Source organism: Nocardia sp. TBRC8007 (assembly GCF_056629435.1).
Map to the genome: position 1 here is coordinate 1 of NZ_JBWSOR010000013.1, position 23,376 is coordinate 23,376.

The 23,376-nt window shown below is 64.8% G+C and carries 21 protein-coding genes; 5 read left to right on the forward strand and 16 right to left on the reverse strand.

Annotation, left to right across the window (positions count from 1 at the left end; all coding sequences use genetic code 11):
* The first annotated feature begins 39 nt into the window (after positions 1-39).
* The gene (locus tag ACX4ZE_RS12835; protein ID WP_480273621.1) at positions 40-4,083 is read left to right on the forward strand and encodes a non-ribosomal peptide synthetase; all 4,044 of its coding nucleotides are present in this window, start codon (positions 40-42) and stop codon (positions 4,081-4,083) included.
* 678 nt (positions 4,084-4,761) lie between these two features.
* On the opposite strand, the gene ACX4ZE_RS12840 is transcribed toward ACX4ZE_RS12835, so the two are convergent.
* From ACX4ZE_RS12840 to ACX4ZE_RS12855, 4 genes are all read right to left on the reverse strand, one after another.
* Complete coding sequence (locus ACX4ZE_RS12840; protein WP_480273622.1) at positions 4,762-5,685, reverse strand: site-specific integrase; 924 nt, start codon at positions 5,683-5,685, stop codon at positions 4,762-4,764.
* Between the two features lie 645 nt (positions 5,686-6,330).
* Positions 6,331-7,155: a helix-turn-helix domain-containing protein gene (locus ACX4ZE_RS12845; protein ID WP_480273623.1), complete on the reverse strand. Its 825-nt coding sequence runs from the start codon at positions 7,153-7,155 to the stop codon at positions 6,331-6,333.
* The gene (locus ACX4ZE_RS12850) at positions 7,152-7,673 is read right to left on the reverse strand and encodes a DUF6879 family protein (protein WP_480273624.1); all 522 of its coding nucleotides are present in this window, start codon (positions 7,671-7,673) and stop codon (positions 7,152-7,154) included. The genes ACX4ZE_RS12845 and ACX4ZE_RS12850 overlap by 4 nt, the downstream gene beginning before the upstream one ends.
* Complete coding sequence (locus tag ACX4ZE_RS12855; protein ID WP_480273625.1) at positions 7,654-7,977, reverse strand: hypothetical protein; 324 nt, start codon at positions 7,975-7,977, stop codon at positions 7,654-7,656. Before ACX4ZE_RS12855 ends, ACX4ZE_RS12850 begins: the two co-directional genes overlap by 20 nt.
* A gap of 209 nt (positions 7,978-8,186) precedes the next feature.
* Here ACX4ZE_RS12855 and ACX4ZE_RS12860 point away from each other — a divergent pair, with 209 nt between their 5' ends.
* The 4 genes from ACX4ZE_RS12860 to ACX4ZE_RS12875 all read left to right on the forward strand — a co-directional run bounded on the left by ACX4ZE_RS12860 (position 8,187) and on the right by ACX4ZE_RS12875 (position 10,229).
* On the forward strand, positions 8,187-8,612 hold the full coding sequence (locus ACX4ZE_RS12860; RefSeq protein WP_480273626.1) for a hypothetical protein: 426 nt from the start codon (positions 8,187-8,189) through the stop codon (positions 8,610-8,612).
* Complete coding sequence (locus ACX4ZE_RS12865) at positions 8,609-8,953, forward strand: recombinase family protein (protein ID WP_480273627.1); 345 nt, start codon at positions 8,609-8,611, stop codon at positions 8,951-8,953. Before ACX4ZE_RS12860 ends, ACX4ZE_RS12865 begins: the two co-directional genes overlap by 4 nt.
* A 510-nt stretch (positions 8,954-9,463) precedes the next feature.
* Positions 9,464-9,760, forward strand: coding sequence for a hypothetical protein (locus ACX4ZE_RS12870; RefSeq protein WP_480273628.1), 297 nt, complete (start codon positions 9,464-9,466; stop codon positions 9,758-9,760).
* Positions 9,761-9,866: 106 nt separating this feature from the next.
* A complete protein-coding gene (locus ACX4ZE_RS12875) occupies positions 9,867-10,229 on the forward strand; it encodes a hypothetical protein (protein ID WP_480273629.1) in 363 nt (120 codons plus the stop codon).
* Positions 10,230-10,290: 61 nt separating this feature from the next.
* Here the strand turns inward: ACX4ZE_RS12875 and ACX4ZE_RS12880 are convergent, their stop codons facing one another.
* The 12 genes from ACX4ZE_RS12880 to ACX4ZE_RS12935 are packed head-to-tail and all read right to left on the reverse strand — an operon-like array spanning position 10,291 to position 23,368.
* Entirely contained in the window at positions 10,291-10,698 is a 408-nt protein-coding gene (locus tag ACX4ZE_RS12880) for a hypothetical protein (protein ID WP_480273630.1), read from the reverse strand.
* Between the two features lie 10 nt (positions 10,699-10,708).
* Positions 10,709-12,052 carry a hypothetical protein gene (locus tag ACX4ZE_RS12885; protein WP_480273631.1) on the reverse strand — a complete coding sequence of 448 codons (1,344 nt, stop codon included), beginning with the start codon at positions 12,050-12,052 and terminating at the stop codon, positions 10,709-10,711.
* A 2-nt stretch (positions 12,053-12,054) separates the two neighbouring features.
* Positions 12,055-12,339: a hypothetical protein gene (locus tag ACX4ZE_RS12890; protein WP_480273632.1), complete on the reverse strand. Its 285-nt coding sequence runs from the start codon at positions 12,337-12,339 to the stop codon at positions 12,055-12,057.
* 2 nt (positions 12,340-12,341) lie between these two features.
* On the reverse strand, positions 12,342-12,557 hold the full coding sequence (locus tag ACX4ZE_RS12895) for a hypothetical protein (protein WP_480273633.1): 216 nt from the start codon (positions 12,555-12,557) through the stop codon (positions 12,342-12,344).
* Positions 12,554-13,366: an N-acetylmuramoyl-L-alanine amidase gene (locus ACX4ZE_RS12900; RefSeq protein ID WP_480273634.1), complete on the reverse strand. Its 813-nt coding sequence runs from the start codon at positions 13,364-13,366 to the stop codon at positions 12,554-12,556. Before ACX4ZE_RS12900 ends, ACX4ZE_RS12895 begins: the two co-directional genes overlap by 4 nt.
* Positions 13,363-13,971 (reverse strand): hypothetical protein, encoded by a 609-nt coding sequence (locus ACX4ZE_RS12905; RefSeq protein ID WP_480273635.1) that lies wholly within the window; start codon positions 13,969-13,971, stop codon positions 13,363-13,365. Before ACX4ZE_RS12905 ends, ACX4ZE_RS12900 begins: the two co-directional genes overlap by 4 nt.
* 1 nt (position 13,972) lies before the next feature.
* Positions 13,973-15,028: a hypothetical protein gene (locus ACX4ZE_RS12910; RefSeq protein ID WP_480273636.1), complete on the reverse strand. Its 1,056-nt coding sequence runs from the start codon at positions 15,026-15,028 to the stop codon at positions 13,973-13,975.
* Positions 15,025-16,110 carry a hypothetical protein gene (locus ACX4ZE_RS12915; RefSeq protein ID WP_480273637.1) on the reverse strand — a complete coding sequence of 362 codons (1,086 nt, stop codon included), beginning with the start codon at positions 16,108-16,110 and terminating at the stop codon, positions 15,025-15,027. Before ACX4ZE_RS12915 ends, ACX4ZE_RS12910 begins: the two co-directional genes overlap by 4 nt.
* The gene (locus ACX4ZE_RS12920; RefSeq protein WP_480273638.1) at positions 16,107-17,153 is read right to left on the reverse strand and encodes a hypothetical protein; all 1,047 of its coding nucleotides are present in this window, start codon (positions 17,151-17,153) and stop codon (positions 16,107-16,109) included. The genes ACX4ZE_RS12915 and ACX4ZE_RS12920 overlap by 4 nt, the downstream gene beginning before the upstream one ends.
* Positions 17,154-17,184: 31 nt before the next feature.
* On the reverse strand, positions 17,185-18,789 hold the full coding sequence (locus ACX4ZE_RS12925) for a Gp37-like protein (protein WP_480273639.1): 1,605 nt from the start codon (positions 18,787-18,789) through the stop codon (positions 17,185-17,187).
* The gene (locus ACX4ZE_RS12930) at positions 18,789-19,658 is read right to left on the reverse strand and encodes a phage tail protein (RefSeq protein ID WP_480273640.1); all 870 of its coding nucleotides are present in this window, start codon (positions 19,656-19,658) and stop codon (positions 18,789-18,791) included. Before ACX4ZE_RS12930 ends, ACX4ZE_RS12925 begins: the two co-directional genes overlap by 1 nt.
* Entirely contained in the window at positions 19,655-23,368 is a 3,714-nt protein-coding gene (locus ACX4ZE_RS12935) for a phage tail tape measure protein (RefSeq protein WP_480273641.1), read from the reverse strand. Before ACX4ZE_RS12935 ends, ACX4ZE_RS12930 begins: the two co-directional genes overlap by 4 nt.
* Positions 23,369-23,376 lie beyond the last annotated feature (8 nt).

Here is a 23,376-nt window from a genome sequence, read left to right on the forward strand (position 1 = left end):
TCCCCTACCCTCGAGCTGCCCGACATCCAGGTCGCTGCCATGGAACCTCGCTCGGGCACTGCCCGCTTCGACCTCCTGCTCAATATTGACGATGCCCCCGGCGGCACTGGATTCGCCGGTTTCGTGGAATTCGCGACCGACCTGTTCGATCGGGCGACGGTTGAACAGGTCGCGGCACGGTATGTGCGGGTATTACGGCAGGTGGCGGCTACCCCGCAGGCGGCGGTGGGTGCGGTGGACGTGCTCACCGCCGCCGAACGCGAGCGGCTGCTGCGGGTATATAACGACACCACGGTGGCGGTCGATACCACTACTACCCTGGTCGGGCTGATCGAGGCGCAGGTGCGGCGGTTTCCGCAGGCGGTGGCGGTAGTATGCGCCGGGACGGAGCTGACCTACCAGGAGCTCGACAGCCGCGCCAACCGTCTGGCGCATCTGTTGATCGTGCGGGGGGTGGGACCCGAGAAGGTGGTGGCGGTGGCGCTACCACGGTCGGCGGAGCTGATCGTGGCATTGCTGGCGGTGTGGAAGGCCGGGGGCGCGTATCTGCCGGTGGATCCGACCTACCCGCGCGACCGGTTGGCGTTCATGTTCGCCGACGCGGCTCCGGTGGTCGTGGTGACCGACCGGGCCACGGCCGCATCGCTGCCCGCGACCACAGTGGACACGCTGTGCGTCGACGATTCGGAAACCCTCGCCGATGCCCCCAGCGCGGCCGCTCCGACCGACGACGATCGCCACGGTTGGCTGCGGCCGGGGAATCTGGCGTATCTGATCTACACCTCTGGTTCTACCGGTCGCCCCAAGGGTGTCGCGGTCACCCATCGCGATGTGGTGTCTTTGTTCGGTAGTACGGCGGGGTGGTGTGGTTTCTGCCCTGAGGATGTCTGGGCGTGGTGTCATTCGCCTGCGTTCGATTTCTCGGTGTGGGAGTTGTGGGGTGCGCTCGTGCATGGCGGCCGGGTTGTGGTGGTGGCTCGGGAGACGGTTCGGTCACCGGTCGATTTGTGGGAATTGGTGGTTCGTGAGCGGGTCACGGTTCTCAACCAGACACCGTCGGCGTTTTATGCGTTGTCGGAGGCTTTGGCGCCGAGTGTGGCCGGTACCGGTGCGTTGCGGTTGGTGATCTTCGGTGGCGAGTCGTTGGATCCGGCGCGTTTGGGTGCTTGGTTGTCTGCGCAGCATGATGGTGGACCTGAGTTGGTCAATATGTACGGGATTACCGAAACGACTGTGCATGTAACGAAATCGGTGTTGTCGAGCATTCGTGATGGTTATGTTCGTAGTCCGATCGGCACCCCGGTGGGGAATATGCGGGTGTTTGTGTTGGATTCGTGGTTGCGGCCGGTGCCGGTGGGGGTGGCGGGGGAGTTGTATGTGGCCGGTGCGCAGCTGGGGCGCGGGTATCACGGGCGGGTGGGGTTGACGGCGACGCGGTTCGTGGCTGATCCGTTCGATGTTGCTGGTGGGGGGCGGGTGTATCGGACCGGGGATGTGGTGCGGTGGACTATGGCCGGAGAACTCGAGTTCGTGGGTCGGGTCGATGAGCAGGTGAAGATCCGGGGGTTTCGGGTCGAGCCGGGGGAGGTGGCGGCGGTGTTGGCATCACATCCGGCGGTTTCGCAGGCGGTGGTGGCGGCTCGTGAGGTGGCCGGGGTGGGGGCGGGTACACAGTTGGTGGGGTATGTGGTTTTCGACCGGTCGGGTGTGGTGGGGGAGGGGGAGTTGGTCGAGCAGTGGTGTCGGGTGTACGACGATCTGTCCGCCGGGGCGGGGGATGCGGATCGTGTTGGGGCCGGGGTGGGGTTCGGTGAGGATTTCGGGGGGTGGGACAGTAGTTACTCTGGTGCGTCGATCCCGGTGGAGCAGATGCGGGAGTGGCGGGCGCACACGGTGGCGCGGATCCGTCGCCTGGGGGTGGGGCGGGTCCTCGAGATCGGTGTCGGGTCTGGGTTGTTGTTGTCGCGGTTGGCGCCGGAGTGTCGGGAGTATTGGGCGACGGATCTGTCGGCGGTGACGGTGGAAACGCTCGATCGGCGATTGGCCGCGCTGCGGGCGGAGTGGACCGAGCGGGTTTTCCTGCGCACTGCGGCGGCCGATGATCTCGCGGGGCTGCCCGAGGGCTATTTCGATACCGTGGTGGTGAATTCGGTGGTCCAGTATTTCCCCGGCCGCGCTTATCTGCGGCGGGTGATCGAACAGGTGTTGCGGGTGTTGGCGCCCGGTGGGGGGTTGTTCGTGGGGGATGTGCGGAATCTGTCGCTGCTGGAGGAGTTCACGACTGCGGTGCAGCTCGCGCGTGGTGGGGACACCGATCCGCGGGCGGTGCGGGAGCGGGTCCGGCGGGAGATCGCTACCGAGCAGGAGTTGCTGGTGGCGCCGGAGTATTTCCGGGCGTTGGCCGATGAGATCGATGAGATCGGCGCGGTCGCTGTCGAACTCAAAACAGGCCACTCGGTCAATGAGTTGACTCGTTACCGCTACGACGTGGTCATCCGCAAGCGTCCGACCGAGGTGTTGTCGCTGGCGGAGGTGCCGCGGACCCGGTTCGCCGACCACGACGGCCTGTCGTCGGTGAACAGTATGTTGGCTGCGGCGCGGGGTGGTTGGCTGCGGCTCACCCACATCCCGCATCTCGGACTCGTCGACGATGTCCGCGCGGTCGAGCGGCTGCGTGCGGGGCAGCCGGTCACCCCCAGCCGAATCGGGTTCGAACAGATCGTGGCCCATGGTGTCGATCGAGGCGGTGCCGGACTGCTCCCGGAGGATCTGTATGCCCTCGGGGAGGGGCTGGGGTTCACCACTGCGGTGACGTGGTCGACGCACGTGGGGTGTATGGACGCGGTGTTCGTGGACTCCGCGCTCGCGCGGGGTAAACAGTTCACCGATGTGTTCGCGGCACCGGCGGTGCGGAAGGACCTCGCCCGCGATACCAACAATCCGCAGGCGGGCCTGCTGACTGCGGACGTGCGCCGCTTCGCGGCCGACCGGCTGCCGGAGTTCATGGTCCCGGCCGCGGTGGTATCGGTCGAGGCGATGCCGTTGACCCCGAACGGGAAACTCGACCGTGCGGCGTTGCCGGACCCGGAAATCGTGTCCGGGGTGGGGTATCGGGCGCCGCGCACGGCACGCGAACAGGTGTTGGCGGAGCTGTTCGGGGAGGTCCTCGGGGTGGGCCGGGTGGGTATCGATGACGGGTTCTTCGAGCTGGGTGGGCATTCGCTGTTGGCGACGCGGTTGGTGAGCCGGATCCGGACGGTGTTGGGGGTGGAGGTCCCCATCCGGGTGGTGTTCGACGCCCCCACCGTCGCAGCCCTGGCCACGCGGCTCGACGACGTGGGCATCGAGACGATGTTCGGGCCACTAGTGCCGTTGCGGGAATCCGGAGCGATGCCGCCACTGTGGTGCATCCACCCGGGTGGAGGCATGGGGTGGTTCTACCACGCACTGACACTGGAGATAGCGGACCGACCGGTCTATGCCATCCAATCCCGAGGACTGGACGGTGCACAGACCGCGACCTCGTTCGAAGAGATGGTGTCGGACTACGCCGACCGGATCGTCGACGTCCAAGCACATGGTCCGATCCACCTGCTCGGATGGTCCTACGGTGGGACCGTAGCGCACGCCACAGCATGCGAACTACTGGCCAGAGGACGATCAGTGGCATTCCTCGGACTTATCGACAGCAGCCCCTCGGTCCCGGGCAACTTGTTGTCCGATACGCTCGACAGCGAAGTCACAGAGCAGTTGAGCGCCTGGGCTGCTGACCGATACGGCGACCAGCTGGACATACCGGCCATCAGAGACGGTTTTGACCGGGCAATAGAAATAGCGCTGAACAACATCAAGATAGCCAAGGGTTACTCGTCGCCGGTTTTCTCCGGTAACGCTGTGCTCTTCGAAGCCACTCTCGATTCTTCAGGAAATAGAATTCCGGAGGACGGAACTAGGCTGGCGCACGCTTGGCGTGGATATATCGCAGGCCGCATCGAAGTCGTTCAGGTCGACTGCGCGCATGAGGACTTCGACAGGGTCGACAACATGCGACTTGTCGGACAGACCCTGAATCGCAGGTTGTGAAGTAGAGTGAGCCGTTTTCATCGTGACTGGATGTTTTTGGTAGACAATGGGACTGGGTATGGCGTATCTGCGCCGGGCAGGAGGAAGCCCCTGGCAGTACGGCTGTCGACTAAAACTCGCTGTACCCCAGGGGCTTCCGTTGCTGTTCTACCGTTCCTCGCTGCCGTTGTCACGTCAGACCCTCCACTTCGTCGCTGGGATGAACTGTCGACACCGCCGCGCGATCGGCTCGGCCTGGCGCAAATTCGATCACGACCAGCCTCGGCCTGCCGGACACGCGTCTCAGCTATATCCGCAGCGAGCTGCTCGGCATCCGCTAGCTCAGCGGCCAGCTCGGCCTTGAGTCGGTCGATCCGATCGACAGCGGCGGCGAGCGCCGATACCTGATCGGCGAGCGGGGCTGGAGGTTGCTCGGCCGCGGTACGGCTAGCGGCGTGTCGGCGGTCGGCCCGTAGCCGGGCGACCGCATTGTGCTTGGGGTCGGCGCAATAGATGCGGGGGCGGCCAGGTCCAGGACGTGCGGGCACCGGGGCGCCGCAAATAGCATCCAGTCCGATAGGAAAGGGGCATGTACCAGCGGACATTTTGATTTCGTTTCCTGTACAAGCAGGTAATGAAATGGAATGGAATGGAAGCGACCGACCCGTAGGGCGGTTACCCCCGCCCCACGGGCGGGGGTCAAGCGGCGGCGCGCGCTTCGCCGGCCTCGTGCAGTGCGACGTGCTCGACGGCAGTCTCGTAGTCGTCAAATACGCGCGAATGCACGGTGCCCGCGGCATCCATCCATATGGCCTCGGAACCGTTGCCGGTTTGGTCGATCTCGCCGAGGTGCCCGGCTTGCACGAGGCATCGACGGTGCACCGTCTCGAGGTCCACGACACCGTGACACAGGGCAGGCAGGCGCCCGGCAGCGCGCTCAGCTGCGGCGAGGCTGGCCCGATTGTCGATATGCCCGTATCGCTTGTCTGTGGTCTGCACTGACTCGTGCCCGGCGTCACGTGAGACGACCCATATCGGCACGCCATCTTGCAGGCGCCATGAGATCCCGGTGTGCCGGGTGATGTACAGCGTGACCCACTTCGAGAGCAGCCCGTCGACGACGCCATAGCCGAATCGGGCGAGCAGCTGCGCAGGTGTCTCGCCGGGCCAGCGTGCCATACGGCCGAACAGGTTGCGGCCGGGGGCGTCAAGGTCGGCGAGCGCTTCCAGCCGACGCCACGCGGGCTGCCAAATCTGCCGGTAGAAACCGGTCACGGCGAACGCCGTTCCGGTGCCGGTGTCGAGCCGGGCGATGGTCTCGAGCGGTACATATGTGGTGCGTACGCCGCGCTCGGATTTCGGCGGACCGAGACGCCGCTTGCCGTTAGCGTACTTCCACGCTTTCGTGATGGAGACGGCTCCCGTCCTGCGGTCGATGTCTCCTACGGTGAGCGCGAACACCTCGCCGGGGCGGCATATGCTCATCACCATGAATTCGAGCATCGGCCGGTATTTCGGCCACAGGACGGCCTCGAACAGCTCGTACTCGGCAGGTGTGAAGTAGTCGCGTCGGCGACCGTGGATGCGAGGGAGTCGGGTGTTGGTACAGGGGTTGGACGGCACGAGCGGCTCAGATCGATGCCGGTCAGCCGCTCGGCGTATCGCCGCAGCCATTCGCTGATTGTGATCGTCGCTGGTGCCTTGGCACCGACCTGAGCCAACAGGACCGCTTCGGCGCGCTCTGCGCCGACACGGTCGAGCAGCTTCGCCCAGCGGTTTGCGGCGGTGGCGTCGTCGAACACCTGTGAGGTTTGAAAACGGCGACCAGCGCGGGTGACGCGATAGCGGACCTGGTAGCCGATTGTGCCATCGGTGCGCAGCCGTGGACGGGGAACTGTGGGCATGAAAAAACCACCTCAGTGGGTCGGGCGCCGAAATCCCCTCAGATCACGGTGGACCGCTACCCCGTGTGGACACGAGCGGGCCGAGGTCACGAAATATATCTCGACCAGCTATTTCATTTGTGGAGCCTAGGGGAATCGAACCCCTTGGATGGACTGCCACTACCAGCAACGACACTATGCAATGCGCCCGTATCCTGCGGTTTCTCGGGACTCGTCGGGTTTCGACGGGATTGGACCGAATCAGAATAGCCCTGCTTTGTGGACGCCGTCCACGGGCATTTGTGGACCGCGTCCACACCCCGATTCACGCTCAAGTCGCCCCAACAGGACAGCGGGGCGACTCGGAATCGAGGGGTGTCAAGCGTCAGCCTGAGATCGCGGTTGTGATCAGCGCTCGTGCGGCGTCTGCATAGACAGCGCGGTCGGTGAGCCCGGCGAACGCCCTGTCGTAGTACGCCAGCTCGCCCGGCTGCGTGATGGTCAGCTGCGCGGTAGCAGTTTCGACATGCACCCGACGCCGGTCGTACATAACAAAGTTAGTGACGGTATACAGGAACTCGGCAGTCTTGGGCACCACGCCGAGAACCAGGCGCGTCAGGTCCATCAGCTCAAGCAGATGCTTAAGCTGTTCGATGCGAACCGCATCGTCGCCGACACCCGTGTACAACGCGGGCTCGCCGATCAGGAAATGGAACTGGTGCACACCCTCACGCAACACGCGCTGCCGCTGCATGCGTGCCTCGACCGCCTCAGCGAGGTCGTCGGCGCCGCCGACGAAATCGATACAGCGGCGCAGAATCGCCTCGGCATAGGCGCGGGTCTGCAGCAACCCAGTTGGGATAAGCGGGTCGAACCCGCGCACAAGGCGGGTGACCCCCTCGAGTTCGATGCTCTGCCGCTGTCGCCGCGCATGACCGCCGGCGACTACACGCTTCCATTCGAGGTACGCGGCATTGACATTGCGCACAGTGGCGACGAGGTCGGGGAGGGCAAGCTCGGACTTGGTTAGCTGGCACCAATCGGCGAGATCCTGCTCGGTGGGGATTTGGCGGCCATGCTCGATCTTGGAGACCTTGCTGGGTTGCCACCCAGCGAGGTCGGCCAAGCGGGCGCCGCTGAGGCGCGCTTCCTTGCGCAGTTCGCGCAGCCGCGCGCCGAGCGCCTGCTTGGCCTGTTCGACTCCGGTCACTTCTGATACTGCTCGTGTGGCGTTGCTGCCGCCCACACCCGATCACGTACTTCGCAGGCGTAGGCGACTATGACAGGGTCGGTAGTCGCGGCGACGCCAGACCACCATTCGTTCTCGTCGAATATCGAGTACGCGACGAGGTCGTCGTCGATCAGCCAATAGTCATCGGCCGCGGCGTCAGCCGAGGTTGCCCGGTTGCGCGGCAACCATCGAACTTCCTCACCTGCAGCGATGTTATGCGGAGTGAGAGCCAACAAGTATCGCGTATAGGCACCATGCGGCGTGGTGACTATCCGTGCTCGCTCGACCGCGACGCCTCGCGCGGCAGTCGCCGACACCAGCGCCGCCCATGGGGCGAACCATGGGCCGCCGGGGTCGGTGGTCTCGTCGGCAAGGAACTTCGTCATCGCCGAGTGCTCGGACGAGGACAGGTACTCGTCGCGGGTCTCCAAATGGAATGCGCGATGCTTCGCGCCCGCGAACAGTTTCGCCAGCTCGTCACGCTGGTACAGCCGCATCCGGCATCACCTCTCGTCCGATCGGCACCTCGACGGCGGCCTCGTGTCCGGGAATCTTCATGATCTGCAACGCTTCCGCATCGGTGACCAGTTTGCCTGTTACAAGAAAAGTCCCGTGCCCGGTGTCCCGGAGCCTGGTCAGGCAGGTTCCCTCCTCGGCGAACATCAGCAACCGGTGAGGGATCTCGACTTGGCCGGTGTGACCGGTCTTCCATCCTTGAACAGCGAATGTGCCGCGGTCGGTAGTCCACAGACGTGGTGAGCCGCCGTCGCCAGACCCGCCGCCGAGTAACCGAACGTGCATATCGGAACCTCAATCGTGCGCATGATGGATAGGTACTCTACTGATTGTCGCAGTTCGCAGACCATCATGAGTAGCAAAGAAAGAAATTTCGAGCAATAATCTGGTGGTGCTGGTGCTCGGTTCTTAACGTCGAGACCAGCCCCGACGCCGGGTGACCCTCATCCCCGGCGCCGGGTGCACTCCACATCCACGCAGCTGGAGGCACCCGAATGGAAATCGTTCTCTCCTTAGCCCTTACCGCGCTGATGCTGATCGCGGGCACGGCCGCATCTCCCGGCACCACTCACAGACATAGGCACGGGACAACCGTCGCCGAAATCCAGACCCGGATCGCGGCTGAACGCAGCCGAGAAGAAACTAGGGGAGTTCCCGTGACCATCTCAGAAGCCAAAGTCATGGCGGCCCTCGCGCCAGGCGGACATCTGACTACAGGCCAGATTGCCCGCACCGCAGAAATTTCCGCCGCCAGAGTCCGCAGAGCGATCCGCGCCCTTGCGCACAGTGGGATGATCGTCGGCCGCGTTGGCCTTCGCCGGGACGCATGGACTCTCACGCAGCAGGGTGGGCAGCTCGCCGCCTCTCGTCGCGGACGCGCACTGCTCGACGTGCCGCGTGCCATCGGTGCCGCATCATGATCCCCGCAGCGATCGGCTATATCCGCCGTGATGTGTCCGGTAAGCGTCAGCAGTGGGACGAGATCCGCATGCGGAGTCTCGCGAAACGACTCGGCTACAACCTGCGGAAAACGGTTGCTTTCAGTGCCCGCACCGACGATCCCGTGCAGCGCCTCATCGCCGTGGTCCAGGCCGCCGACGCCGAAGCGGTTTTCGTACCCAGCCTCGACCACTTCGGGGGCGCTGTACCTGACCAGCTCATCGCCGTGGCCGATGTCAACACGGTAGCCCCTGAACAGACGTGGTCACGGCGGCCGTTGTCGCGCGCTGTGACGGAAGGGGAGGTGAAAACCGTTCTCTGATCAGTCAAATCGCCAAACACTCTTATTCTCAAGGAAAAATCATGCGCAAATTTGCATTGCCGATTGCATTGCTGGCCTTCAGCACTCTGATGAGCGGTGGTACTGCGACTGCCGACCCGAGTGGACCGGTGATCTCGGCGAGGTGGGCCATTTGCGACAACGGGTTCAGCCCCTGGGACAAGCCGACAGTTTTGCCGCCCGAGATCAAGGGCTACGGCTGGTCCGAATGCGATCTCCCCGGCAGAGGTGACCCCGGTCTCACGCATCACTACTATATGAGCTTGCAACGGCGGAACGCGGCTGGTGAATGGGACAACATCGGCCAGCACGTACGAACCAGTCTCGTCCCGTGGGCACGCCAGACACACACGGCTAGCGCACCATGCCAGCCTGGATACTGGAGAATCTTCTCCTCGGTGCGGGGTACGATCCAGGGCAGGCCATACGGCCCTGTCGAGACCGTGTCGCAATCGCGGGTCGTCACAGCCGCCGAATGCGGAAAGGGATGACATGACTGTACCGAGTGGACGACGCTACGCCGAGTATGTCGGCCCGTTCAGCCTGCGCGACCAGATGGCCGGCATCCTCCGGGCGCTGCCGCGGCCTCGCCTGAATCGGTTGCACCCGCAGGACGCGGGCGGCGGATATCAGGGCGTGCGCCGTGAGTTTGGGCGGTGGGTTGTGCGACCGATGACCGGGCCGGGATCACGGCGGTGGATCAGCAGGCCGCTCTACGCCACCCGCGCCATTCCTGGTAGTGACCTCAAAGCAGCCGAAGACTGGATGTTGGCGAAACTGGGAATCTGATTATCGACCGTGAAAGCGCCCCCGCTGTGATGAGCGGGGGCGCTTTCTTGTTTCACTGCGACACTGCCTGTCGGCGGGTATCGTGACCGCGACTAGAGGGGAGTCCATGAAAGCAATCGCTGTTCTTGCTATTGCCGGTGTCGCCGTTGTGCTGTCTGGGTGCGGATCCGATACGACTATTTCGGACGCGCCCAAGGCTGCTCCGGTGTCGATCACTGCCGAGGTGTCGGCGACCACGAGCGCAACCGAGGTCACGACGTCCGAGGACGATTTGCGCGGTAAGACATGTCAGGACCTGCTTGAAACGTGGAGGGCTCTCGGAATCTCGGGCGAGGACGCGACCGCGAAGGCTGTTGCCGATGCGTTGGCGTGGTTCCCCACGACTCCGGAATGGTCCGGTCTGTCGCTGGCGCAGCGCGATGCCACGATGCAGGGCGCGCGTGATGCCGGTACTGGTAGCTGCATCTAACCTCGGAAACAACGAAATCCCCCGGTTCGAGGCCGGGGGATTTCGTGTGACTGGGATCGATCTATTGGATGCGAACGCTGCCGCTGGCTACGCTCGGGCTTCCGAATGTCGTTTTGGCCTCAACGCGGGCTAAATCGCCAGCGGTGATCGCGCCGGTCCAGGTGAGGATGACCGAGCCGCTGGTCCCGGATCCGGAATTGGTGGCCACCACCGTGCCGTTCACGGTGAGATTCGCTGTGACAGTGATGCTGAACTGACTCGTAAACTCGATGGTGGACGACAGTGAAGTGCTGGCTCGTGCAGATTGGGCGACCAGGGCCTCGTTGCCCGACACGGAGCTACCGGGAAAGGCTGCGTCAGCGGACCAGCCCTGTACCGGTGCGAAAACTGTTGTCAGGGTGTGGCTTCCAGATTTGGTCATCCCGGACGGTTTGAAGGCGCCGACGACGCCACCGATGATGATGCCCACGTCCATCTCCTTATGCTGTCCCGTAGATGTCGGCGACTAATCCTCTGCCCGGTGTGGTGCCCACTGCGGTGATGGCCACGGTGAGAATGTCGCCAGCGCTGAAATTCCAGCTGCCGGTGACGGTTCCGCCGGCGATCTGCGAGGCGGCGGCGATGGTGGCTGCGCTGGTGGCCAGTGGGCTGCCGTTGCGGCGCAGTTCGACTACCAAATTTCCGGACGCGTCGGCGGTGTTGACGCGGTAGGTCACGCTGGTGAAACTCGCCGCCCGCTGCACTTTGATACCCATCGGGAAATCTCCGGTGCCTGCTGCACGGACGCTGTCCTTGCCGAATGCCGTGACCGACATGTCGTAGGGCGAGGTTCCGGGTGTGGGTGCGCGGGTATTGGAGAGGCGGGCGTCGTCGCCGCGGCATGCCGTGGTGTCCGAGGCACCGAATGCCGCGGAGTTGAATGCCGGTGATGCGGCGGTGCCAGCCAGGATGCCGGCGAGCTGCACGGCGCCCTTGGTTGTCGTGGTGGCGTCGGACGGGGTGCCGGTGTCGCCGCGCGGGATGGTGAGGTCGAGTGTCTGCGCTGGCGGGGTTCCGGTGATCGTCGCTGCGGCTGGCGTGCCGGGGGCGACGGTGGTCACGGTGCCGATCGTGAGGACGTTGGCTGGTCCGGTCGGTCCAGTCGGTCCAGTCGGTCCTTGCGGCCCGCGGATGGTCACGCCCTGCCCATTTGCCATCCAGCCGGTGCCGGTACGCCAGACGTAGAGCAGTTCATCGGCGGCGACGACATATTGGGCGCCGTCGCCCTCGGATGGAGTGGCAGGCAGGTCGGCGTAGGTGGCGACGCGTCGGTTGACCTGGATACCGTTGCCGCGCTCGCCGCGCACGATCGCATTACCGGAGCTGGCTGGTACCGGCGAGGCAAGCGTCAGGTCGACCAGTCCTGCCGAGCCGACATCCGGCTGGTTCGAGTCCGGACCCGGAATGTATTCCGGGACGCTGAAACTGAATGATTCAAGCGGTACGGGCTGGCCTTCGTAGGTGAGTGCGAAGGTAACGCGCCAGGTCCAGTCGGCCGGATTGGTTTCCGGGCCTGGTGCGACCAGGCGGATACCGTGCCCACCGCGCCAGGTGAGGTAACCGAACTCGTCGAGTTGACAGATGTAGTGCTGTGGGAGCTGCACATAGGTCGCTGGCGCTGGCTCGCCACCGGCGACGAGGATTTTCGGTGCCCCAGCAGTGAACGTCACGCTGCCCGCGAGCGGCGGGAACTCGGGGGCAGCGTTGATGTCGGCGCCATCGGCGATATTGGCGAGGAATCGCCCGACGACTTTGCCGTACTTCAACGGGGGCAGATCGGCCATGGTTAGACCTCCTCTTTCAGCAGTTCGGGGACCTCGGGCGCGGCAGGTGGGGTTTCGCCGAGGTGGCGCAGAAAAATCTGCAGCTGATCGCTATACCGCTGCAGAGCTCGAATGAGAACGACCGCGGCACGAAACCGGCCGCGCTCCTCGATCATTTGCTGCTCGAGGACCGCGACACGCTCCTGGAGCCGTTTGACCTCGCGGGCTTGCCGGGCGGTGACCGCGCCGATGACGGTAGCGACGGCGATGCCGATGGCCTGCACAATGTCGGCGGTGAGCCAGTGCACGGCTACTCCTCAAGGCGGTGCCGGCCGGGTGATGCCGGGGTGACGGCGGGGCGGATGAGCACACCGGCCACGATCGGAGCGGCGAGCGCGTAGAGGGTGGTGAGGGTCTCGACCCACTCGGTGGAGACCTCGCGACCAAGGAGGTAGGCGGCGAGACCGGTGATCGCGACGAGTACAGAGCGGATAAGCGCGGGCTCAGGAACCCGCCGCGGCTTCACTGTCCTGCCTTCAGGATGGCGCTGCCGCTGGTGATCGCGGTCGACTTACTGACCATGGCCATCAGCTGGTCGATCTTCAACTCCAACGCCCGCAACCGCTGCTCGTTGCGGTAATCAGCGGCATCGGAGTTCAACACGTACCCGGTGAGGGTGTCGCAATACTCCGAATCGGTCACCCGCGACTGGAACACACCGGTCAACTCCAAATGCACCCGCCGCACCTTGTCCAACAGCTCACGCTGCTCGGAATCCGAAAGCACCATCGAATCAACACCTTTCAAACGGTCCGCGATATCAGCGCGGAACTGATCCATGTCCATGCCACCGGGATCCCATTTGCCCTGCTTGGCTCCGGCCCATTCCTTGTGGCCGATCACCCGTTCGGCGCCGTGTCCGAGGCGCCGCAGGATCGCCGCGCAGCAGGCGACGTAGGCGTCATACTGGGCGCGGTTCCATCCTTCGGTGCCGTTGTTGGCGGCTTCGATACCGATGGTGTGGGCATTGGCGTTGTCTTCCGGCAACCCGGGCCAGCGGCCTACTCCCGCGTGCCAGGCGACACCGGCTGCAACTACGGTGACGGTGCCATCCTGGGCCAGATGCAGTTGCGATAGTGGGCCTTTCAATGTGGGCAGCCCGTAGGCGATTTCGCGGGGTGGGGTGCGGGAGCTGCCGGTGTGGTGGGCGACGATGCCCCAGATTTCGTGGAAGTCGCCGTGGCCGCGGTTGCGCCAGCCGGGGAACTCCATTACCGATAAACCTTCGGCGCGCAGCACGTCGGCCAGCCAGACGGGATCACCGGTCCAGCTCATGAGGTTGCCTCCTGGATTTTGGTTCTGAGCCGGTCGACGAGTCCGGCGTAGGCTTCGGATTTCTTGGGTGCGGTGACCTCGATGCCTCGCGGGTGCATGGCGGTCCAGTCGCCCGAGTCGTTTTGCTGCACAGCGATTTCGGCGATGTCCCAGAAATCTTCGGGGTCGGGGTCGGGCCATTGGCCGTGTTCGTCTCGGGTGATGTGGAGGCCTTGGTCGTAGGCGCGTGGTGGGCCGTTGGGGGTGGGGATCCATCGGATCTGTTCGTGTTCGGGGTGTAAGCGCATGCCGCGCCGGTAGAGGTATTCGGCGATGCGGACGGCGGGCTTGATCTGGGCGACCGAGGCGTCGGCGAGTTTGCGGCCGGCGGGATTGCGCCATTCGGGCAGGTGCACGATCTGTAGCTCTTGGGCCATCGCCATGACTTGCATGTCCAGTTCGGGCATCTCGGATAGGTCGGGGAGTTGACCGTTGAAGGCCTGTTCGACGAACGCGCGCAGTCGCGGCGGAATATCTTCGGCGCTGCCGGATTGCTGGGGGACGGTGGCGTCACGACCGGCTGCGGTGACGACCTGTTCGACGATTTCGGGGGTTGGTTCACTCATGTCACGGTTGGGGGTCGAGGGGTTGGGTCATGATCAGCAGCTGTGCCGAGGCGGTCTGGATGCTGTAGTTGTCGCTGCCTGTCACGCGGCGGGCGAGTACGTAGATAGCGGCGGTGGTGTTGGCGGGCACGGTGCCCACTGTGCTGCCGGGCTTGATCGGGTAGTCCCAGCGTGGATGTAGCTGCACCATTCCGTTGTTGGACACTGAGGTCGACACGCCGTAGCCGATGAGCGTCCCGTCTGTGGATCCGAGCCGGATCTCGATGTTGATGCGGCTTTGGTCGTAGCTGCGGACGTGGTTTTGCACGCCGATGTTTCCGGCGACCACGACGGGGCGATAGGCGTAGGGCTGGGCAGGGATGTTCATTGTGGCGAGGGTGCGCGGTGACTGGTTGAGGTTGGATCCGCCGCCGGTGAATTGGCTGCCGGCGATTGCCCACGGGCCGCCCATGCGCGGCAACGGGATCGGACGCCATTCGGCGGCGTCGGTGTGCCAGGCGAGTACCCAGTCCTGTCGGGCGCCGGATAGGTCGCCCACGTCCTTGGCGTCACGGATCGGTCCGGGGGTGCCGGGGTCGCCGGGGTCGCCGGTGATACCGCGTGGGTAGGTGATCTGGAGGACCTGTTCGGGTGCGGTGCCGGTGAGGGTGGCGGATGCGGTCGCGTCGGTCGCTGCGGCGACTGCTGATCCGGTCAGCACGGTAGGCGCGGCCTGGTGTCCGGGGTGTTGGAATGCTTCTGTGAATCGGATGAATTCAAGTCCGGTCCACAGGTAGAGCGCGTTTTCTTCGGTGGCGCGCCATGCCTTGCGGGCGTCGTTGGTGCCGAGGCCGAGGTTTTGCAGAGTGGTGAAGGTGGCGATGTCGCCCATCCATGTCCAGGGCCACGACGGATCGCCTTGCGGGCCGGGTGCTCCGGCCGGCCCTTGCCGGATTTCGACGAGCACGCAGCGTTCGGTGCCGGCGAGATCGACCGGGTTCACGGTGTGCGGCAGACCTGCGGGATCGTCGACGGTGGACATGGTGACGGTGACGTCGGCGTCGTACACGGTGCTCACAGGGGGGCTCCTGTTACAGGGACGGCCCACACCGCGAGATGGCTGTAGGCGCGGATGTAGGTGATCGGTGGTGCGTTGGTGGTGGCGTCGATGCGGACCAGGATGGTGGCGGCCTGTCCGGCGGGCACGACTCCGACCGTGCTGGCGGGCGTGAGGGCTTGTGTGCGGATCTGCGGTACGAGAGTGAGGTGGCGGTAGACGGCCCAGCCGTGTCCGTCGCCGTAGGCCACGAGTGTGTCGGACCCGGCCAGTACGGCGTGTAGCACGACGCGTTCGGCGGACTTGTCGATGGTGGTGCGTGCCATCGCGCCGCCGGTGACAAACGGGCGCCACGCCACATTTTGTGCGGGAATCGGCAGGGCAGCAATCTGGTACGGCGTCGAGGTGATGTTGGTGTTGTCTGCGACGAATCCCGCACCGCCGTCGTAGCGTTGGTCCCCGACGATGGTCCAGGGGCCACGCCAGTTCGGATGTGGGGTCGGGGTCCATTTGCTCGTCGACGCGTCCCAGAGCAGCACCATCCCGCCATTGCGGGCGATGGTGTCGTCGAAATCGGGGGCCGCACTGATCGGGCCGGGCGGACCGTTCGGGCCCTTGCGGCCTTTGATCCCGCGCGGGACGGTGAGGTCTAGAACTTGATTCGGCGGGGCGCCGCTCACACTCGCCTGGAGGTTGGCACCGGCGGGACCAGTGGTCACGGTGCCGATCGTGAGGGTGTTCGGATCACCGCCTGGACCGTGGGCGCCGAACGCGTCGGTGAAAGTATCGAACGATGTTCCGTTCCAGTAGGCGAGGCTATCTGTCGGCGTGACCCGCCATGCCTTGCCCACGTGGGCGGGGCCGAGCGTGGTCGCGAGCGCGGATAACGCGGCCTGGTCTGCGATGTCGCCCTCCCATCGGAACGGTGCTGCGGCTGATCCGGGTGGTCCGGCTGGTCCGGCCGGTCCGGTGGGGAGCTCGAGTGAGCTGTCGGCCGGTGTGGCGTGCATCGATTGCACGACGCCGGGCTCGCCGATGCCTTCGTCGATGCCGCGGATGTTGACGTTGCGGAAGTAGTCGCCGATGGTGGGCAACGCGGTCACGCTCCTTGAACGGGGTGCGCCCATACGACCGCGCTGGCATTGCTGCGGTCCCAGGCGAGGTCGGTGTCGGTTGAGCCGACTTTTTCGACCAGTACGACCAGTGAGGCTTGCTCGCCGGCCGGGACGGTCGCGTAGGTGCTGGCGGGGCTCAGGGACTTGGGGGCGTCGTCGCCGATGGTGGGTATGCCGGTGACGTGGTGCCACGCCTGACTCGCGCGGATACCGGCGCCGCGGGCGAGCTGGATGCCGTTGGGCGAGTTCAGCCGCGCCACCAGTACCGGAAACGTCGCCGACGCGGTGACCGCGCGGATAAACCCGGCAATCCAGACCATCGGTCGCCACGTGAACGGCAACACCGGGAGCGTGAAGGTACCCACGGTGAGCGCGGTGGTGTTCGTGCTGGTGTTGGCAGCGAAATCCTCTTGATACCAAGACCATTGGCTGAACCCGTTCGGTGGTGGTGTGACCTTGAATTTCCGGGACGCCGGCGAGTAGGCGAACATGCTGCGGTGCGTGGGGCCGCGTGTGTTGTCGAAATCTGTTGCTGAACTGATGTTTCCGGAGCTTCCGGTAGGTCCGGGTGGTCCCTGGAGTCCAGCCGGTGCGGTCGCTTGGATCTCGAGCGCTGCACCATTGGCGGTGACCTTGACTGCGGGCGTAGTCAAGTTTTCGGCGTGGACCGTGCGAGTGGTGACTGTGGCCGGCGGCGCGGGCGGGCCTTGGGCTCCCACGGCACCGGGGGAATGGCTCCAGTCGGTACCGGTCCAGACGTCCATGCCTCCTGTGTCGAGGCGATGCCACCATTTGCCGCGGTCGTCCGGGCCGAGGGTGGTTGGGCGCGCGCTGGCGTCGGGCAGCGTGCCTATTTTCTGAAACGGCGGGCGTGGTCCGCCGCGCGGTCCGGCCGGTCCATGCTCCCCGGTCGGCAGATCGAACGCGGCAGCTTCGGGAGCAGGGGTGACGGTCGCCGACAGGATCGGTAATCCGTCCAGGTCAGTCGACGATGTCACGCTGATATGCGCCGGAAATGATACGTCGGACATGCGTAGTCCACCTCCTTACAAGGGGGGTTGGTCAGAAGATGATCAGGTCGAGGTCTGCGCCGACGTCGGTGGCCAGCGTCTTGACGACCTGCGCGAGCGCGCCGATGCGGTTCCAGGCTTTGACGGTCGAGTCCTCTTCGTCGGCACCGTCGCCGATGACGAGTTCCCACCGCGCCGCAGTGGTGCGGTTGTCGGTGAGGGTCATCTCGGTGACATAGTCGGTGAAAATCTGGCCACCGACCTGGAAGCCGATCTGGTCACCGAGCCCGAAATCGCGGCCGAGCAGATACGGTGAGCCGTCGCCGACACTGACCCGGTTGGCGGTGTAACCGCGCGTCAGATGCAGACCTTGTTTGCCGGCCATGACGCCGTCGAGGGTGAACGCCTTGTCGCTACCGGTGACATAGAGCTCGCGGAAGGCGAACGGTCCGGCGCGGCGCGCGCGGCCTTCGTCGCGATAAACAGCGAACGCGAGGAACACATCGTCGAGCTGACCGGTATAGAGCGCATCCAGGCCTGGTACGGCGATCAACATTCCGAGCCACGCCAACAGGTTCTTGATCGCCACCTCTATCGCGGCGTTCACCCAGCCTGGACTCTTGCCGCCGACGATGACGTCGATGGCGGTGGGCTTGTGCAAGGCGATTTCCGAGGCACCGATCCCGGAGTACTCGCCTTCGTAGTACCAGACCCACGGCATTCCGCGGATGGTGCCGAGTGGTCCGGGAGTGCTGTAGACGGCTTCATATTCGGATTGGGCGTCGAGCACGGGGTAGCGGACCGGGGTGGTGCCGTCGTCGGCGAAGTCTTCGAGCCAGGTCAGGATGCCGTCGAGCAGGGTGCCGGTCGGGCCGACGACGCCGGACTTGTCCACGGTCTCGAGGACGACGGTCGGCCGATCCAGGGTGTACCACTCCGGGGCCGGTTGCTCGTCCTCGCCAGGGATGAAAAATCGGGCGGTGAGCAGACATCCGGCGTCCTCGAGCATGGGCACGACCATGGCGTCGGCCATGTCGAACCGGGCCACGCCCGCAGACCATTTGCTCGTGTCATGCAGGACGTTCAGCGGAACGACAGTGATGGGCCACATGGCGCCGGACACATCCAGGGTCCCGTACTGGGATTGCAGCCGGATGAGATTCGCGGTCAGGTAGGTGATCACGTTGGACCGTGTCGGACCAAGGGTGTAGTGATGGCGCGGCCACTGCGCCCAGATCGGCGCGAACGGGCTGGCCCAGCAGCAGATCGAGGCGACGTGTTGCCAAGCGTGGATGGCCTCGATTTCGACGGTCTCGGTTCCATTGTCGGCGCGCACGATGGACGCACGCGTCATGTACCCATCCCACCGATACGCCCTGGTGTTGACCGTGATCGGGATCGTTGCGTCTTCGCCATCAGGATTGTTGAACACGAAGTCGTAGTAGCCGAAGTCCTTACGCGGGATGGTCATCTTCAGCCCGCCGGCGGCGTTGCGTAATACACTGAACTGCAGGTGACTGTAGGTGTGCTCCTCGCCGATCTCGTCCATGTTCTTGTCCCAGAACCGGACTAGGACGGTTTGATCGGCGCGGTAGGCCTGGTCCTCCCGCTCGAGGGCGTCCAATCGCCGCACCGCAGCGGCCGAATCCCACACCATCAGAACACCCGCGCCGAACGCGGAGCGACGTCGACACGCACCGACGCCGCGGTAGTGGCTCCGTCACTGGCGCGGACGACCAGGTCGACCGCGGACCACGGGGGCAGCTGCGCGAACCAGCGTCGGCCACCCAGCTGCGGCCATGCGTTGCGGCCTTCGGGGTGCAGACCGGACACGATGCGTGCGGTGCGGTGGCGCGGGTGGGTGTCGATGCGCAACTCTTCACCCATGCCGAGGAGCGGAGTGTCGACCACGCGTAGCGCGGTGCCTGTCGGATCCTCGATCGCATACCGGCCGGGGCCGGGCATGGTGTAGCGCGGCCACGCGGGCTGATCAGCTGCGTTGCGGGCGCGAACTGTGCCCTCTCCTACTCCATCGGCATTGACCCACTCGTCGGACTCGCCGAGGTGATGGACGAGCGGATCCATGGCGGTCGCCGACATCTGGTAGCGCACCGCAGCATTACGAGTCGGGTCATAGGAATCGACCGGAGTAGGGGCGGTGTCGATCTGCCAGCCCTGGGTGCGCCAGCCCTGGTGCCGGGTGTAGTATCCGATGGTCACGGGCGCGTCCGGTGACCAGCCACGAAACCATGCATCATGCACGCCGAGGAACTGCCGTTCGGTGGCGCCGGTGAGCAGGACGATGAAATCCCACTCTTTTTTCGACCGCACCGACCGCAGGAACGTGGCGCCGTCCTGGCGGGCACCTTCGGAGACCAGCAGTGAGACGGGCGCGAACATGTGCCCGGTCTGGGCGATGATGCGGGCACCCTCGCGGCCGGCGGCCGGGCCATGCAAATGCCAGACCCGCCCGTTGAGGTCCCACGCCACGATCTTGATTCCGGAGGGAAACGACAGGGTATTCATCGCCCGAACCCTCCTTTTCTCTGCTGCCCCAAGCTCTTTCGACGCCGCACGCGGTCAACTGCAGAGGCTGCGGTCATGGGATCGGGACCGGAGATGTTCCAGATGTTCGTATCACCACCACCCCCGACCGCACCCATGCCCAACAGGGACGCGCCGGTGGAAAGCATTTCCTTCCAGTTGTTCTGAAAGAATGACTGGACATCACTCTGGGTCGATTCCCATAGGTTGCCCGCCTGGGTTTGCAGGTTCGCCACGGCCTTCTCCGGACTGTCGGCCAGATACCAGGGCGCATCCCCATCGAACAAAGTGCCGGTCAGCGGCGCACCCTTGAGCGGGTGCGTGGTCTGCGGGTTGTCCTCGGTACCCGTGCCGCTATTGCCGATACCGGTCTGGTTGTCCGTGCCCGTGGTGTCGTTGCCAGTCGGTGTCGCCGCAGGCGTGTTGGTGTCGGCGAGAGCGGCGGTGCTGGGCCAGTTGGAAACCCAAACCTTATAGATCGTTCCACCCGGATCCGCGACCGTTCCACCACTCGAGGTGGATCCGCCGGTCGCGCCACCACCGGTGGTCCCGCCGCCACTACCCCCGCCAGAGGCTCCGCCGCCGTTGGTGAACGGTGCACCGCCCTCGCCGGTCGTTGGCAGACTCGGCACGCTCGACATCGCCCAGTGCACATGGTCGTTGTGCTGCGCCATCGTGTTCTTGCCGAAGAACGACATACCGTCGCCGACGTCGCGGCCTTCGTCGATATTGTGGCCGAAACCGTTTCCGTGGATCAGCTCAAGCGATCCGGGGTAGTGCTGGGCGATCCATTGGGCGATCGCGGGCATGTCGGGGCCGGTGATGTCGATCGCCTTGCCCTGCATGTGGAAGTCGTAGCCGGATCCGACATCGGCATATCGGGTAGCGCTGGTAAGCGAAGCCTCGGGGAATGCGCCACGGATCGCTTCCCACATGCCGCGCTGGACGTCGGAAACCGAGCTATCGGCCACTCGGACGGAGCCGCCACCGCTATAGCCGGGGATATCACCGACCATCGCGGCGAGGAATTGCGGCGACGGTACCCACCCGCCGCGGATCGCCTCGAGCAGCGGGAGTGTTTTCGAGGTCACGGCGTCGGCCGGTTCGATGAACTCGCCATTCGAGACGCGCGCGATGATGCTGTCGCTCGTACCGGTGCCGACACCGGTGACCTTGCCGCCGGTGCGGAAGGCTTTCAGTTTCTCGCCCAGCGCGTGCGCGGTGCCTGCTCCGGGGATCTCGAACGGTCCGATTTTCTCCGGGATGCCGGCGAGGACGTTCCCGATGGCGTGGGCGACCGGGCGCAGCACGTTCAACACGCCATTCCATACGGTTTTGATCACGTTCGCGGCAGTGCCGAAAGCCTCGCCGACCAGACCGATTCCTGATTTCATCAGATCGAAAACCGGCTTTATCACTGTGTTCCACACGAAATCGATAGCCGTGCCGATCCCGTCGAACGCAGGTTTTATCGCGGTGTCATACAGCCATGTCGCGATATCGCCCACTGTCTGGATGCCAGTCTCGAGCGCGTCGAACACGGGTTTGGCGGCGTGATCCCACAGCCAGGACACGAGCGAGCCGATCCCCTCAATGGCCGGTTTGAACGCGTGATCCCACAGCCACATTGCGGCATCGCCGACCAGACCGATGATGACCTTGATGTTGTTCAGGATCGGTGACAGGAAATCGCCCCAGAGCTGTTGCACGGCATCGGATATTGCCGAAAATGCCGGTTTGATGGCGTTGTCCCACAACCAGCCCGCGATTTCGCCGAGCTTTTCAAAAGCGCCGATCCACCACTCGAAATACGGCTTCATGACGTTGTTCCACAGGAAAAGTACTATGGTTTTGATGCCCTCGAACGCGCCTTGCACGATGGCCCGGAATTTCTCGGACTTCTGGTAGGCGATGACGAATCCGGCTACCAGCGCGGCCACCGCCACGACCACGATGCCGATAGGGTTGGCGGTCAGAGCCGCATTCAACAGCCACTGCACACCGGTCCATGTCGCGGTCGCGGCGCGGGCGATACCGGATGCGATCGCATACGCGCCGAGTGCGACCGAGTTGCTGGCCAGCGCGGCGGTACCGGCACCGGTGACGGCGGCCATCACGCCCTGGACTGCGGCGTATCCGACCGCGGCGATACGGACCACACCGTAAGCGGTGGCGAGGGTGCCGAGCGCGATACCCAGGCCGATCGCTACGCCCTGGTTACGCTCCACCCAGCTCGCGGCTTGGCCGAGCGCGTCGAGTAGTCCCTCATGGATCTGGCGTTTGAGTGTTTCCAGACTGGCTGCGGTGTTGTCGTGCAGTGTGGTGCTCATCTGGTCGGCCGAGCCAGTGAATGCGTCCATGGACCCGGTGCCGCTGGCGAGCGCTTCCAGGAATTGCGGAATCTGGTCGATCGCCAGGTCTTCCACGGGGGTGCCGAAAAGCGCAATCGCGAGGTTGGCGCGTTCGGCCGGGCCTTCCACGTTCAGCAGGCCATTGGTTACTGCCATCAAGGCTTCTCGCGCGCCCTCGCCACCGGTAGCCACCGCGTCCGACATGGCTTGTGCGTCAAGTCCGATCGCCTCGTACGCTGACTGGGACGACTCGGACATGTCCGACCCCAGTAGTGTGAATTCCTTGAGCGCGTCGCCGGTCTTGTCGAGTGCCCACTTACCCTTCTGCGCGGCGTCGACCAGCAGCGCGAACGACTCTTCGCCGGAGAATCCCAGGTTTCGGAAATGGGTGCCGTACTCGTTGATGATTTCGGGGATCTCGTCCCGCATAGCGACGGGAACTCGCTGGAAACCCGCGACCAGCAGGTCGAAAGCTTCGGTGCTGTTCTTGGCCAACCCGTTCGTGACCAGCTGCGATGTGGTCTGGATGGATTCGGCGACGTCGACGCCGAACACGTCGGCGAAGTCCAGGGCGCGGGCGGTGATCTGGTCGAGTGAGGCCTCGCCCTCGAATCCGGCGGTCGCGAATCCGCTCTGCACCACGCCGATGGCCTCGGTGACTTCGTCGAAGGATCCACCGAATCCTTTGACATACAGCTCGCCAGCAGTGCGCCCGTACTCTTCGGCCACGGCCGGACCGGCACCCAGGCTCGCGGCGAGCTTGTCGACGGTGGCCTCACGGCCGATGATGTCGGACGTGAGGCTCATAGCGGTGCCGATACCGGCCGCGGCTGCCGCGAAACCGGCCGCGCTCTTGGTTGCTTCGCCGATGCGGGCATTCAGTCCGCCGAGTCCTTCGCCGAAACGACTGCCGGCGTCGGTGGCGTCGACGGTGGACTGCGCCAGCCGCGTTTGCGCGGCGGATAGGTCTTGCACCGCACGCTGGCGGTCCTGCGCGGCGGTGGTCGCAGTACGTTGAGCCGCGGTGAGTGCGTCCTCGGCGCGCTCGAGCTCCTCAGCTGAGGTCGTGCCACGCGCACGCAACGTCCGTAATTCCTGCTCGGCGCGGGCCAATGCCGCAGCGGCGTTGGTCTCTGCCGCGCGCGCCGAGGCGACCGCGGCCGAGGCGCGTTGCACGTCTGAACGTGCCGAGGCCAGACCATCAGCGATATCGCGGCCCATAGCTCGCCCGACCCCGGTGGCACCGAAGTCTGCGCGGCGCAGCGCGGTGCGGATGCCGGGCGCGAGCTGGGACGTCTCCGGAAGTAGAGAGACGTACCCGGTCGTGATCTCGACGGCCATATCGGTGC

Excerpts from the sequence above, each read along its gene's own strand:
- ACX4ZE_RS12870 (WP_480273628.1), top strand. The coding sequence starts at position 9,464 with ATGACTGTACCGAGTGGACGACGCTACGCCGAGTATGTCGGCCCGTTC.
- ACX4ZE_RS12885 (WP_480273631.1), bottom strand. The coding sequence starts at position 12,052 with ATGGCCGATCTGCCCCCGTTGAAGTACGGCAAAGTCGTCGGGCGATTC.
- ACX4ZE_RS12925 (WP_480273639.1), bottom strand. The coding sequence starts at position 18,789 with ATGGTGTGGGATTCGGCCGCTGCGGTGCGGCGATTGGACGCCCTCGAG.
- ACX4ZE_RS12855 (WP_480273625.1), bottom strand. The coding sequence starts at position 7,977 with ATGCACGTTCGGTTACTCGGCGGCGGGTCTGGCGACGGCGGCTCACCA.
- ACX4ZE_RS12865 (WP_480273627.1), top strand. The coding sequence starts at position 8,609 with ATGATCCCCGCAGCGATCGGCTATATCCGCCGTGATGTGTCCGGTAAG.
- ACX4ZE_RS12900 (WP_480273634.1), bottom strand. The coding sequence starts at position 13,366 with ATGAGCTGGACCGGTGATCCCGTCTGGCTGGCCGACGTGCTGCGCGCC.
- ACX4ZE_RS12920 (WP_480273638.1), bottom strand. The coding sequence starts at position 17,153 with ATGTCCGACGTATCATTTCCGGCGCATATCAGCGTGACATCGTCGACT.
- ACX4ZE_RS12860 (WP_480273626.1), top strand. The coding sequence starts at position 8,187 with ATGGAAATCGTTCTCTCCTTAGCCCTTACCGCGCTGATGCTGATCGCG.
- ACX4ZE_RS12850 (WP_480273624.1), bottom strand. The coding sequence starts at position 7,673 with ATGCGGCTGTACCAGCGTGACGAGCTGGCGAAACTGTTCGCGGGCGCG.
- ACX4ZE_RS12935 (WP_480273641.1), bottom strand. The coding sequence starts at position 23,368 with ATGGCCGTCGAGATCACGACCGGGTACGTCTCTCTACTTCCGGAGACG.
- ACX4ZE_RS12930 (WP_480273640.1), bottom strand. The coding sequence starts at position 19,658 with ATGAATACCCTGTCGTTTCCCTCCGGAATCAAGATCGTGGCGTGGGAC.
- ACX4ZE_RS12835 (WP_480273621.1), top strand. The coding sequence starts at position 40 with ATGGAACCTCGCTCGGGCACTGCCCGCTTCGACCTCCTGCTCAATATT.
- ACX4ZE_RS12875 (WP_480273629.1), top strand. The coding sequence starts at position 9,867 with ATGAAAGCAATCGCTGTTCTTGCTATTGCCGGTGTCGCCGTTGTGCTG.
- ACX4ZE_RS12905 (WP_480273635.1), bottom strand. The coding sequence starts at position 13,971 with ATGAGTGAACCAACCCCCGAAATCGTCGAACAGGTCGTCACCGCAGCC.